This window comes from Oleiphilus sp. HI0061, assembly GCF_001635675.1.
The window spans coordinates 1-12855 of sequence record NZ_LWFE01000269.1; the positions used below are offsets into that span (position 1 = coordinate 1).

Annotated in this window: 11 protein-coding genes and 1 pseudogene; 5 read left to right on the forward strand and 7 right to left on the reverse strand. The window is 45.1% G+C overall.

Going from position 1 to position 12855, the window contains the following annotated elements:
* Nucleotides 1-119: 119 nt before the first annotated feature.
* The 3 genes from A3735_RS03450 to A3735_RS03460 all read left to right on the forward strand — a co-directional run bounded on the left by A3735_RS03450 (nt 120) and on the right by A3735_RS03460 (nt 1530).
* Complete coding sequence (locus A3735_RS03450) at nt 120-650, forward strand: ABC transporter substrate-binding protein (RefSeq protein WP_068516624.1); 531 nt, start codon at nt 120-122, stop codon at nt 648-650.
* Nucleotides 651-727: 77 nt separating this feature from the next.
* Complete coding sequence (locus A3735_RS03455; RefSeq protein WP_068516621.1) at nt 728-1024, forward strand: hypothetical protein; 297 nt, start codon at nt 728-730, stop codon at nt 1022-1024.
* Between the two features lie 29 nt (nt 1025-1053).
* On the forward strand, nt 1054-1530 hold the full coding sequence (locus tag A3735_RS03460) for a DM13 domain-containing protein (protein WP_068516618.1): 477 nt from the start codon (nt 1054-1056) through the stop codon (nt 1528-1530).
* Between the two features lie 26 nt (nt 1531-1556).
* On the opposite strand, the gene yegD is transcribed toward A3735_RS03460, so the two are convergent.
* Nucleotides 1557-2924, reverse strand: a complete 1368-nt coding sequence (gene yegD / locus A3735_RS03465) for a molecular chaperone (RefSeq protein WP_068516615.1) — start codon at nt 2922-2924, stop codon at nt 1557-1559.
* A 239-nt stretch (nt 2925-3163) separates the two neighbouring features.
* On the opposite strand from yegD, the gene A3735_RS03470 reads away from it, so the two are divergent.
* Complete coding sequence (locus A3735_RS03470; protein WP_068506920.1) at nt 3164-3700, forward strand: hypothetical protein; 537 nt, start codon at nt 3164-3166, stop codon at nt 3698-3700.
* Nucleotides 3701-3755: 55 nt separating this feature from the next.
* Here A3735_RS03470 and A3735_RS03475 read toward each other — a convergent pair whose 3' ends face one another.
* From A3735_RS03475 to A3735_RS03500, 6 genes are all read right to left on the reverse strand, one after another.
* A complete protein-coding gene (locus A3735_RS03475; protein ID WP_082885787.1) occupies nt 3756-6149 on the reverse strand; it encodes a GAF domain-containing hybrid sensor histidine kinase/response regulator in 2394 nt (797 codons plus the stop codon).
* 72 nt (nt 6150-6221) lie between these two features.
* Entirely contained in the window at nt 6222-6905 is a 684-nt protein-coding gene (locus tag A3735_RS03480; RefSeq protein WP_068516611.1) for a 3'-5' exonuclease, read from the reverse strand.
* Entirely contained in the window at nt 6892-8745 is a 1854-nt protein-coding gene (locus A3735_RS03485) for a DUF294 nucleotidyltransferase-like domain-containing protein (RefSeq protein ID WP_068516608.1), read from the reverse strand. Before A3735_RS03485 ends, A3735_RS03480 begins: the two co-directional genes overlap by 14 nt.
* A gap of 35 nt (nt 8746-8780) precedes the next feature.
* Nucleotides 8781-9272 carry a hypothetical protein gene (locus A3735_RS03490; RefSeq protein WP_068516605.1) on the reverse strand — a complete coding sequence of 164 codons (492 nt, stop codon included), beginning with the start codon at nt 9270-9272 and terminating at the stop codon, nt 8781-8783.
* A 129-nt stretch (nt 9273-9401) separates the two neighbouring features.
* The gene (locus A3735_RS03495; protein WP_068516600.1) at nt 9402-11132 is read right to left on the reverse strand and encodes a sodium:solute symporter family protein; all 1731 of its coding nucleotides are present in this window, start codon (nt 11130-11132) and stop codon (nt 9402-9404) included.
* 9 nt (nt 11133-11141) lie between these two features.
* Nucleotides 11142-11405, reverse strand: a complete 264-nt coding sequence (locus A3735_RS03500) for a DUF4212 domain-containing protein (RefSeq protein WP_068516597.1) — start codon at nt 11403-11405, stop codon at nt 11142-11144.
* Between the two features lie 315 nt (nt 11406-11720).
* On the opposite strand from A3735_RS03500, the pseudogene A3735_RS03505 reads away from it, so the two are divergent.
* Nucleotides 11721-12855: pseudogene (locus A3735_RS03505) on the forward strand (hybrid sensor histidine kinase/response regulator); the annotation flags it as partial.

The window sequence follows — 12855 nt, forward strand, 5'->3', positions numbered from 1 at the left end:
CTCCATTTGCCTATGAAGAAGATAATAAAGTGGTGGGAACCGACGTAGAAGTTGCGTTATCAGTATTTCAGAAGCTTGGCGTAACAGCTAATATTCGATTATTGCCATGAAAACGCTGCTTGGGTTTAGTTAAAAACAAAAAAGCTGACGCAATACTAGCCGCTTCTATAACTGAAGAAAGAAAGGAATTCCTACACTTTCCTAGTGAGCCAGTGTCTAAAGGCGTTACTGTATTTTTTAAGAAAGCAACAAACTCTATTTCTTCTATTGACTTAAATAACCCTAAAAACCTGCGTGTGGGGGCAATTCTTGGCTATAAATATTGTGATGAGTTAGACAATTCTCACCTATTAGAGAATGCATCGCGAGTACCGACTTTGGAACAAAGCTTGAATATGCTGTTACTGGGTCGCATCGATTTAGCAATAGGTGTCGAGCTAGTTGGCTTTCATAAAGCTCGGGAGATGGTTATTTTGGATCAATTAACTATCGTTGGGAGTAAGCGTTATTGCCCTGGCGGAAATTATTTAGCTTTTGCGAAGAAGCCAGGGCTTGAAGAGCTGTCATTGAGATTCAGTGAGGAGCTGACGAAGTTCAAGACAACTGATGAATATAAACAAATTCTAGCCAAATATGGAAAACTTCAGTAAGAGTTTAACCAAGCGCCCTACCGAACTCGCCTTCGGTTAACGCAGCGTTAGACAATCTTTATAGGGAAATATATCAATTGATCAAAAACACCATCTTTATTTTATCTCTAACACTGCTGTTCGGCTGTGCAACCACAAGTCAAGAAAGGCTCGCTCGGGCAAAAACTTATGAGGAAAGATCTGAGCGCGCTAATCAACAAGCTTCTAAAATTGGAAGTCTCCCTGGTACTCCAGATAATATTGAGTCGATGGAAAGAGCTTATGAAGAATCAGCTTATTACAGAGAAAAAGCACATGATACGAAGTACAAAAATACATGGGCTGAATTGATTGTTGGGGTCATTGCCCTTCTCATTGGAATCGCAACAAAATAAACATAACCAGACCAAGCAACAGGTTCTTTATGAAACTAAAAACAATTACTTTACTCTTAGCAAGCCACTTATCTATAGGCGCATTGGGTATCGGTTTGGGGATATATATCCTGCCAATTCTAACGGCACCGACTGCGCCTTCAGAGTCAATGATCTCAGAGATTTCTTCGCAAGCGCGATATACCGGGAAGTTTAAAAGAGACCTAGAGGATAGCGACACCTTTCACTGGGGCGAAGGCATCGTTTCGCTTAACACTGAGTACATTTCTTTAGCTGGCCAACTGGCTCCCGGGCCAGACTATAAGCTTTATCTTTCTAAAGAGTTCGTAGAAACCGAGCTTGATTTTCAGCGCTTGAAGTCGTCAATGCTTCAAGTTGGTGACGTGACAACCTTCGAAAACTTTGTCGTCAAAGTGCCTCAGGGCACCAATATAGCTGACTTTAGCTCAGTCATTGTTTGGTGTGAGGCCTTTGGTGAGTTTATTACGGCAGCCAAATATCAGTAAATGAGTTCAACGAACAGACTCTGCAATTAAAATATTTGATTCGCCCAAACGGTTAAACCCGATGCGACACTGCCGAAGTGGTCGCCATCAAGCACCTCGATGTCACCAAATTTATTGTGAATTGCTTTACGAATAACAGGGGACTGACCCGATCCCCCCGTTATAAAAATTAGATCGGGTTGTGTTTGCGCTTGTGTAATCGCTTCTTCCATCAAGCTCAGCATTTTCATCAAGGGTCGGTCAATTGCTTCAGCAAACTGCTCTAGCTTTACGTCTTGACTCAGCCCATCTTCGATAAACTCAAGTGAGCTTGAAACGCTATCTGCTGAGGATAAGGCGATTTTGCATTGCTCTGCGCTGCGAACAAGCTGATGTTGCTGCTGATTATTTCGCATTGAGATAAAGCGTTTGATCAAGTCTGGCTCAACACAATCGCGTAGTAGCTGTTCAATATCCAAGCCTGTATTAAGTTCATTAAACCGTGTCTGAGCCGATACATCGTTAGTGCTCACTGCGTCCCAGAAAAGCTGGGTGGGAACAGGAAGACCGCTTTTGGTTTTTGACAACATGCCCAGAAGTGGCATGAGGTGCTTTCCTGCCAGCTGAATATCAAGATCGTTCCCCCCTACTCGCTCACCGCTATGCCCTAGAAAATCTTTTGATCGATCGCTCTTATCTCGGTAAGAAGGCCCCATTCTAACCATGGCACAGTCGCTCGTTCCACCACCGATATCGACAACTAAAACCGTTTTATCTGCATCGAGTGAACGTTCAAAACTCAGGCCTGCGGCAATAGGCTCAAATAAAAACTCAACATCTTTAAAACCAGCACGTTTTGCTGAGGTTTGCAGAATTTCCAAGGCCTGACGGTTACTCTGCTCGGCGTCCAAACCTTGGAAGTTTACAGGGCGACCAATCACAGTATGCGATATCGTATCGCCAAGTGTCTGTTCCGCACGCGCTTTAATAGATTGCATCATTGCCGTAACGATATCTTCAAATAGAAAAACCGCTTCTGGACGAAGTCCGCTGGCACCCAGAAAAGACTTCGGGGACTTTACAAAGTAGCCTTCTCCCGGCCATTGTAAATACTCTTCAAAGGCTTCATGGCCGACATAGACTATTCTTTCGTCTGAACCAAAACCTTGCTCCCGGCGAACATGTTGAGCACGAGCTAAGTGGTTACTGCGCAGGTCGATATAGTCTGACTTAAGCTCATCAGTGGCAATAGACAAGCCGACACTTTCACTAATCAGTTCCCGGTCTAAAGCATACAAAGTCGACGGCATAAAGCGCTTGCCTTGCTCTAGCTCGAGCAAACGGACGCTATTCAAATTACTATCGTGAATACCTATTGCACAGTTTGAGGTTCCAAAGTCAAAACCCGAAATCATTCCACTACCACCTTTAATACCACTAGAAGAAGGACAAATAAAAAGGGCGCGAAAATTAACATAAGCTTCACGGCTTAGCCAGTTAAATATGGCAGGCTGTCTTTTACCTAATTGCTGAATGTATCGACTCCCTAGAAGTTATAGGTAGGGCATTGAAGTCCTACCCAAGACTTTATAAGCTACTCTCATAAAGTCGCTCTATCTAGGCACAGTAAGACTGCCTAACCGGGTATTAGTTTATGCAACAATTTTCAAGCAGTGCCGACGAGAAGATAGCCCTCGAACATGAAGCTGCCAAGCTTTTTATGCGTCACTATGAAAGGCTACACGGTCAAGAAATTCGGCATATTTGGCACAACAAACCAAATAAGCCAGATGTATCCTGCGAGTTGGAAGGCCTTCGACTCGATTTGGAAATTGCGCACCTATACGGCTCTGAAGCCGAAGCAATGGCGATATTGAAACGTGACCTGACGGATAAAACACGTGAAGCACTGCGCGAGCAGGCTAACTGTTCCAACGTGCATGAGCGTCTGCTTAGCGCTCTGAATAGAATACTGATGAACAAAGCCCAAAAGCACTACAAGTCCCAACGCGTATGGCTGATCATTCGAAATGCACACCCCGCATGGACATCAGAAGAAATCATCGCCTTAAGAGACAAAATCCATGTTCCTGAAGGGCACCCTTTCGAGCAGATTTGGATTGTTGCAGACTATCAAGCGCAGAGCGGGATTGTTCAGCTATTCCCTTCTATACATAAAAATTATTGCTAACGCCTTTATTTCGAGCCGTTACAGCTAAATATTGGAAGTCGAGTGTTTCAAACACCTAGACATATTTGTGTAAGGTTCTTTCTAAATCTTCTCTTATAATTGGTTTACTCACATAATCTGTCATGCCGGCCGCCAGGCACTTCTCCCTGTCACCTTTCATTGCGTTGGCCGTTAACGCCAGAATTGGGACATTTTTATACGCCTCGCCGCCTAAGCCTTCGCGGATATTCTTACTTGCTTCATAGCCATCCATTTCAGGCATCTGGCAATCCATTAACACCAGGTCATATATTTTATCGCTACTGTTTAAAGTAGCCAAAGCTTCTACACCATTGCCAGCCACGTCGATGTGATACCCCATATGGGACAGCAATTCTTTGGCAACCAGCTGGTTAATTTCATTATCTTCAACTAATAATATCTGCACCGCATGAGGTTTAATGCCCGAACCCTCTGACTCACCTTTCAGGGAAACTTCCGGTGCCTCAGCAACACCCAGATTAAGTCCAAATCGAAATGTGCTGCCTTTGCCAGGTGTACTTTCTACCCATACACCTCCCTTCATCAACTCACTCAACTGTTTAACAATCGCAAGCCCGAGACCCGTGCCACCGTACTTTCTGGTTGTGCTTGAGTCTGCTTGGGTAAAAGGGTTAAAGAGCTGTTCAAGCTTCTCGGCTTCAACACCAATACCCGAGTCAACAATGGCACAACGCAATATCTTTCTGTCCTTCTGCTGCACCAAACTAGCCTTAATTGTAATACTACCTTCTGAGGTAAACTTAATCGCATTACCAACTAAGTTGTTAAGAATCTGACGGATTCTTCCTGCATCTGCTTTAACCCACGCTTGCTCGAAGCCTTCCAAGTGCAATTCGAGTTTTAAGTCCTTGGCTTCTATATCGAAGCGCACCGAATCGACAAAAGATTCGAATAATTCCCTTAAATCTATCGCACCTTCATCAAGTACAAGGTGCCCTGCATCAACCTTGGAAAAATCGAGAATGTCGTCGAGTAAAGAAAGCAAAGAGCTTGCACTCTTCTTAGCAATTGCCACCTTTTGCGATGAAGAGTCATCTAGGCTTTCTGTATCCAATACGCTCAGCATCCCTAGCACACCATTCATAGGCGTACGAATTTCATGGCTCATATTGGCTAGAAAGACACTTTTTGAATGCGCTGCCTGTTCTGCTTTTTCCTTCGCTTCTTTTAACTCCAGCTCGGCTTTTACCTTTTTATCAACATCTTGAAATGAGCCAAATAAGCGTACACACTTGCCGTCTTTAAATTCTGACTGGCCAAGTGCAGAAACCCAGATTTCATTGCCTTTAGCTGTCACCAGCTGCAGCTCTTCTTGCCAAGCAATGCCTTCTTCAATACCTTTGTTCACCGCGGCGGTAATTAGCTCTCTACTTCTACCTTCTTTATAAAAATTGATCGCTGTAGAGACATCAGGTTCAAAGCCTTCGGGTACTTCGTGAATTTCTTTTGTCATGAGTGACCAGTAAAGCCGGTCTTCCAGCATGTCCCACTCCCATGCACCAATTCTGGCCTGCTGACTCATCGACTCCAGTAAAGTCTTCTGACGTGCTAAATCTTCTGCAACAAGCTGTTTGCTCAGTTCATTACCTATCCATTGGGCAAATAAACGAATGAGTTCAAATTCGTCATCACTAAAGGGTCTGGCATGTGCTTCAGGACCAGAAAAGTTTAGCGTACCAAAGCGTTCACCTGACACGATTAGCGGCACACCAATATAACTTTCCAGGCCAAAAGCCTCGTAGCAAGGATGCGTATTAATGCAGCTTTTCTCTACATGATCAAAGCCTGTTGGTCCATTGGCATTAAGGGTGTGGATACAGTAAGTAATGCCCAGTTCAAATTCATCACCAGGTTTTACTTCACCATTCGGAGTGTCGGAATACTTAACGACATATCGCTGATTATGAATATGACTGACCAAAGCCAAAGGTAACTCGAAAGTCTGCTTTCCCAAGGCCAAAACTCGCTGGATTTTTTCTTCAACTGATAATTCACTGTCGGCAGTAATGAGGTGCAAACGACGAAGTGTATTAATTGCTTTGTTGTTTTCCGTCAGGTCATTCATAAAGACGAAAAAGCCAACAACATTACCTTCTCTAATTTGCGGAAGGTAGGTTGCTTGTCTGTAGATCATGCCGGTTCTAAGGTCTAGCTCAATGTCTTTATCTAATCGAACTTCTTCCCCGCTAAGCACTCTTGCCAAGTAGGGAGATAGCTGAGCACAAGCCTTCTCACCAATCACTTCAACCAGCGGTTTATCTTCTACCTCTTCTATAGATAGATGAAATGATTTGGCATAGCGAGAGCTTGCCTTACGATAGTTAAGGTCGGCATCGAGATAAGCCCATGCAAGAGAAAGGTTTTCGGCGACCTTTGCCAGCATCGGGTCGATTTCAAAGTGAGACATGTACGGCTCCTGAGCATTGATATCAAGAGTATAGATGCTACTCCCGCAGAAAGTAGCTGAAATATGGAAAAGCTAGCTGACTCTGGGCGCTAAACCTTCCAGGCTAAGACCTCTAGCCGACTTTAAGTGGGAATATTGCGCCAAAAACAACTCAGCGGTTGCCACGGCATCAAACATTGCATTGTGCTGAAAAGCAGCGGGTAAACCATAGCGGTCCCTACAAGATGCTAGCTGCAAAGGCGCACTTTGACCACTTCGCGCCAAGCGCCCTTGCTCTATCTGCATGGTATCGATATAAGAAAACAGCAATGGGCAAGCAAAGCAGTTGAATGCCGCACGTTGAATAAAGGCGATATCGAGTACAGCATGATGAAACACCAATACTGCACCTTCTGCATGCTTAGCTAACAAGCCCAAAGCCATCGACACACTCGAGGCACCGGCCAATCGCTGATCGCATAAGCCATGTATCTGAATGCTTTCTCCTACCGTTTGCTTGGAGTGCACCAGCAGATGTTTTCGTGTTGCGTAATCAATCCGGCCATTTTTTACACGCACCCAACCTAAGCTCAGCAATTCATTCGACTTCGGGTCCAAACCACTCATTTCACAATCGACTACCAGAAAGTCTTGATCTATCACCTTCGTCCCCCCCGACAAGGAAGGCTGGGCATAAAGCTCTGCGATCGGCGTTCGCTGTGCCTGGCGATACCAATTCCGTTTTTTTAACCAGTATTGAAGCTTATATAGAACCATGAGCAAACCGCATTTTTAACAAGCGCTGACTTTCAGCAACAACCGAAAACGCACTTTTAAGCTGATGCCTCAACAAAGGAGATAACTCATCCGGGTTTAAGTGGTTTGTCGCTGGCTGCGACAGCATCATTGCCCTACTCTGACTATCCAAACGCAAACGAGCAATAAACTCATGAGCATCTCTTAGGTTGCTCGCTTCGGAGGCAGAGAGTACTTTTGCACTTTCCAAAGCTTGTAGCCGGTTACTGGTATTTACCTCTTCAATTCCTTTCATCAAGCAGTACAAACGAACCAGGGCAACAATCGGCACGGTGCCCCGTAGTTTTAGATCCAATACCGGGTTGTGATTGCCATCTTTCTCTAGCACAAAGGTTTTGAAAAAGCCTAAAGGCGGTGAGGTCTGAAGCGCATTTTCTGACATACATGCCTGAAAGATGGTGTTCTTTTGAGCCTCCTCCAATACCAAGTTACTTAAAGACTTCGTCAGCTCACGCTTGCCAGCAACGTGGCGAATATCATAAAAAATACTGGCATGCATTAGCGCCTTGGGTTCAGGCTGACGGATCCAGCGAGTAAAGTACTGCTTCCAAACCTCTAAAGGCTGACGCCATTTATCAGTCTGCGCCATCACCTCTCCCGGGCAATATTTCAAACCTGATTTGTCCAGGCCTTCATTTACGAATTCAGCAAAGCGTTTAAAGTAATCTTCCATTTCCTGTGTTGCAGCATCATCGAGAATCATACCGTTATCTTGATCTGAGCCAAGCATCTGATCTTGTCTAGCCTGTGAGCCAAATACCACCCAGGCGTATTCGCATGGTTCATCTCCAAAAGTCTGTCGAGCAAGGACAATCAGCTGACGAGTTATGCTATCGGTGATCGAGGTAATGATCCGGCCAATCTCATCGGCTCTAACATTGGCGCGAATAAGCTTGCAGGTCAGTTCAGGCAACTGTTTACTGAGTGAATAAAGCGTATCCCGGTTACTGGCTCGGTTAATTGCCTGAATCATATAAACCGGTTCACTATTCTGAGCACGGATAAAGTCATTCAGCGTAATAATTCCAACCGGTTTCGCATTCTCGACAACGGGAAGATGATGGATATTCGCTGTCATCATAGACAGCTGTGTTTCATACACTGTTTGATCGGCTTTTATCGTTCTCAGGCTTGTACTCATTACTTCAGAAACCGGAAGCTGAGGGTCGATTCCTTTAGCTAAAACACGAGAGCGAAGGTCTCTGTCCGTCAATATCCCACACAATTCCCCCTCATCCACAAGCAAGATAGAACTCACTTTTGCGTCGGACATCTGCAAGGCAGCTTCTTGAATACTGGTCTCTTTCGATGCACACAAAGGCGACTTAACCATCAACTCCGACACCAGCTGGTTGAGTCGGTAATCTCTATACGCCGTGGCGTCATGACTCCCCTGTTCAGTGATCTGCAAAGACTTATCAGACCCGCGGGAGAAAAACAGAGCAAAGGTATCGTTCTCGGTCGACAATCTGTCTATCAAACTTTTTGGGAGGCAATAAACCAGGCTGTCTTCGAGGTAAGTTAATTGAGTTGTGGTGGCGTCAGCCGTTTGTTCACCGCCAACACCATAGATATCACCGCTACTTAAGCGGTCTAGAAATAGACCTTGAGCGTCTTTGAGCTCGACGCTGCCTGAACGTAGTAAGTAAAGTGTTTCATCAAGGCCTTGTTGTTGTATCTCGGTGCCTGCTTTCTCATAGCAAATAGATAACTTCTTCAGGCACAGCTCTAGCGCAGCATCCCCTAACGCACTAAAAGGCGGGCACTGTGATAGAAATTGTTTCTTATCATCTAGCTCCATAAACTTATGACCCTGTATTCAAACGGCGCAAGCCTCTACCAATCATCTCTGGGAAAAATCGTGTCATACTGGAAAAACGTTGTTTCTGTGCTGCCATAAAATGTGGTCGAATTTGCTAACATCGCCACTCGCAATTCATTCTTATCGTCAATTGGGCCTTGTAGTGAGATAGCCCACTGCTCTCCCGCATCATCTGATTTTTCTAACATTAGCGGCTGCGCATCTTTATTTTGTTCACCAACCAAAGCAATTTGTGCTCCCTGTAAAGGGTGATTTGATCGCGCTTTTAGAACTGGCTGACTACCGTCTGTTTGTACCAGCTGAAACTTAACTTCTAGATCGCCATTTCTAAAGGTACATTGACCACTCTGATAACGACAGTTAGACCTGGCCACCATGGCATAACTTTCACCCTGTGCAGCCGTTTCAGGAATATCCGAAACAATATAGTCCGTCGCAAAATAGCTCACAATCGCGAGCAAGGGGGCAACCACCATCGCTGTCGTCACATGCTTGTTTTTAAACATTTTTTATTCTCCATTTATCATTGAGTGAAGGAAAAAGAGGGAAGCCTATACTGCAGACTTCCCAAAAATTCTTAGCGCAGTAACACGACCAACGCTAAGAGGCCACAATATCAATTTCCATTCACTAACTTAGTGCGCCTGCGCTTCACCAGCGCCAGCCGGTACACGGATATGTTCAACCAAGTCTTGAACATGCTGTGGAGGCTCAACCGTCAATTTCGACACAGCAAAGGCAACGGTAAAGTTAACCACGGCACCGATAGCACCAAAGGCATTCGGCTCGATTCCCAAGAACCAGTTAGCTGGCATATCACCTAAGAAAGACGTACTGGCCACAAACATGATTCCCTTGTGTTGGAAGACGTAAAGCAGTGTCACACCAATACCCGAGATCATACCTGCGATTGCACCTTCCTTGGTCACCTTCTTGCTAAAGATACCCATCATTAAGACCGGGAAGATCGAAGAGGCTGCCAAGCCAAAGGCTAAGGCGACGGTACCCGCGGCAAAGTCTGGCGGGTTAAAGCCGAGATAGCCTGCAAAGGCAATGGCTCCTGCCATGGCAACCCTACTCGCCATGAGTTCATTCTTTTCTGAAATGTCAGGCCTAAAGACACCCTTGAGTAAGTCATGTGATATTGCCGAGGCAATAGCCAGCAATAAGCCTGCAGCGGTCGAGAGTGCGGCAGCCAAACCACCCGCTGCAACTAAGGCAATAACCCAATTAGGCAACTGAGCGATTTCAGGGTTAGCAAGAACCATAATGTCACGATCCACTTTCACCATTTCATTTGTTTCTTTGTTAGACGTGTATTGAACCTTGCCATCCCCATTCTTGTCTTCAAACTTCAACAAGCCTGTTGTTTCCCACTTTTTGAACCAATCAGGACGCTCGTCATAAACAAGGTGCTCGCCTTTAGCAGGTTCAATAGTATTCATTAGGTTCAAGCGTGCCATCGCTGCCACAGCAGGTGCTGTAGTGTATAGAATGGTGATAAAAACTAATGCCCAACCAGCAGACGTTCGCGCATCCTTCACTTTAGGAACCGTAAAGAAGCGGATAATCACGTGTGGCAAACCTGCCGTACCAATCATCAACGACATGGTATAAACAAACATATTAGTGGTACTGAGCCGCGCCTGGGTCGTGTATTCAGCAAAGCCCAGTTCCGAGACAACTTGGTCTAGCCGGTCAAGCAAGAAGGTTTCACTGCCCACCATAGTACTGCCCAATCCAAGCTGTGGAATCGGATTTCCGGTTAGGTGTAAAGAAATAAAGACAGCCGGAATCGTGTAAGCAAATATCAATACGCAATATTGAACAATCTGCGTATAGGTAATGCCCTTCATTCCGCCCATGACGGCGTAGAAAAAAACAATGCACATACCGGTTAACAAGCCTGTTCCGTAATCCACTTCAAGGAAGCGGGAGAAAGCGACACCGATACCTTTCATCTGGCCGATAACATAGGTTACCGAAGCCACGATCAAACAAACCACTGCCACAATACGAGCAGTTCTAGAGTAGAAACGGTCGCCAATAAACTCTGGTACGGTAAACTTACCAAACTTTCTGAGGTAAGGTGCCAAGCACATTGCCAGCAATACATAACCACCTGTCCAGCCCATTAAGAAGACCGAACCGCCATAGCCATAAAAAGCAATTAAACCCGCCATTGAGATAAACGAAGCGGCAGACATCCAGTCAGCAGCGGTTGCCATTCCATTTGCAACGGGGTGAACACCACCACCGGCCACATAGAATTCTTTGGTAGACCCGGCACGCGCCCAGATGGCTATGCCAATATACATAGCAAATGTAATACCCACCACGATATAAGTTAAGGTTTGCAGTTCCATATCAGCCTCCTATTCTTCTACGTTAAATTCGCGGTCAAGTGCCGCCATTTTTTTTGCGTAATAAAAGACCAACACAACAAAGCTATACATCGAGCCCTGTTGAGCAAACCAGAAGCCCAATTTATAGCCGCCAATTTGAATCTGATTCAGTACATCGACCAGTAGGATTCCGCATACAAACGATACGACAAACCAAATGCATAACAGCTTTAGCATGAGTTTGATATTGTATTGCCAGTACGCAGATGCTTGCTCATTATTATTTTCTTGCATGACACATCTCCGCTTAGTTGAACCTTACATTTAAGGCTAAAGTAGACTGTCGGAGAATCACGATCTTTCGGTAAACCGTTACCCGATCGCAATTCTCCGACAGCCTCCAGGTCTTCTTTTATTTCCAGAAGCCAAGGCCAATCTAGCAAGTAATTTAGGAGAAGGGACCAAGACTTTGGTCTAAGTTACGACTAAAGTAGTAGACCTTATAATATGAAAAATGCGATACAGCACTGGTTTTTATTCACCGGTAGTCAGCAAGCTGTATATACATAGCGAATACTCAAGAAATAATAATTAAATGAAGAGGTCATCGTGTCAGCCAGCATAGTGTTTACTGCCATCATCGCTTATACCGCTCTGTTATTCTGCATTGCAAGACAAGGCGACCAAACACGCTTCTCTGAAGACTCCTGGTCTCGCCATCCTTATGTCTATGCCTTGGCCTTGGGCGTGTACTGCACATCTTGGACTTTTTATGGTTTAGTCGGAACAGCTTCAACTTCTACCTGGGATTTCCTGCCAATTTTGCTTGGCCCGATACTGCTGTTTACACTAGGGTGGCCAATCTTGAATAAGATTTTTCTAATTTGTCGGCAAGAGCATATTCATAGTATTGCCGACTTTTTAGCCTCCCGTTACGGCAAGCGCCAAGGCATTGCTGCGACCACGACCCTGGTGATTTTACTGGCGACAGTACCGTATATTTCTTTACAGCTAAAAGCAGTTTCAGACACCTTGTCTTTGATCATCGATACCCATCAGGTCGGTAATCAGGATGTCACCCTGCTGATCGCCTTCAGCATGATAGGCTTTGCTTTGTTGTTCGGTTCCCGGCAGCTTGATGTCTCTGGCTATCATGCAGGTTTGGTTAGTGCTGTGGCCTTTGAGTCCCTGATCAAACTAGTGGCTTTATTTTTTGTCACGGGTTTTGCACTCTATTGGATGAGCGGCGTTTCACCAGAGCAAATTGAATTAAGTAAGCAAGACTTAAATACTATCGCGGTCAGTGACTCAATTGACCTGCGCTTTTTTGTTGAAATGTTTCTTTCGGCGTGCGCTATTTTTTGCCTGCCTAGAATGTTCCATATAGCCTTTGTCGAGTGCCAATCAGAAAATCACTTGCGCACCGCCAGGTATGTCTTTCCTATTTACCTGACACTCATCGGTTTGTGTATCTACTTTATCGCTCAGGCAGGAAACCTGATGTTTGCAGATGGGCAAGTCTCGGCAGATACCTATGTCATCTCAATCCCATTGGCTCAAGAGCAGCAAACACTTTCTTTAATTGCCTTTCTGGGTGGCTTTTCTGCGGCAACCGCAATGATCATCGTGGCAACCGTCACCTTAAGCCAAATGCTAAGCAACGACGTTATTCTACCAATCATTATGCTTCGTCCAAAAGGGGCGAATCGTTTTAAAGACTACACACAATCGCTTATTTTTGCGC

Coding starts and splice junctions, on each gene's coding strand:
- A3735_RS03480 (WP_068516611.1), bottom strand. CDS start 6,905: ATGGTTCTATATAAGCTTCAATACTGGTTAAAAAAACGGAATTGGTAT.
- A3735_RS03495 (WP_068516600.1), bottom strand. CDS start 11,132: ATGGAACTGCAAACCTTAACTTATATCGTGGTGGGTATTACATTTGCT.
- yegD (WP_068516615.1), bottom strand. CDS start 2,924: ATGATTTCGGGTTTTGACTTTGGAACCTCAAACTGTGCAATAGGTATT.
- A3735_RS03490 (WP_068516605.1), bottom strand. CDS start 9,272: ATGTTTAAAAACAAGCATGTGACGACAGCGATGGTGGTTGCCCCCTTG.
- A3735_RS03475 (WP_082885787.1), bottom strand. CDS start 6,149: ATGTCTCACTTTGAAATCGACCCGATGCTGGCAAAGGTCGCCGAAAAC.
- A3735_RS03470 (WP_068506920.1), top strand. CDS start 3,164: ATGCAACAATTTTCAAGCAGTGCCGACGAGAAGATAGCCCTCGAACAT.
- A3735_RS03485 (WP_068516608.1), bottom strand. CDS start 8,745: ATGGAGCTAGATGATAAGAAACAATTTCTATCACAGTGCCCGCCTTTT.
- A3735_RS03460 (WP_068516618.1), top strand. CDS start 1,054: ATGAAACTAAAAACAATTACTTTACTCTTAGCAAGCCACTTATCTATA.
- A3735_RS03500 (WP_068516597.1), bottom strand. CDS start 11,405: ATGCAAGAAAATAATAATGAGCAAGCATCTGCGTACTGGCAATACAAT.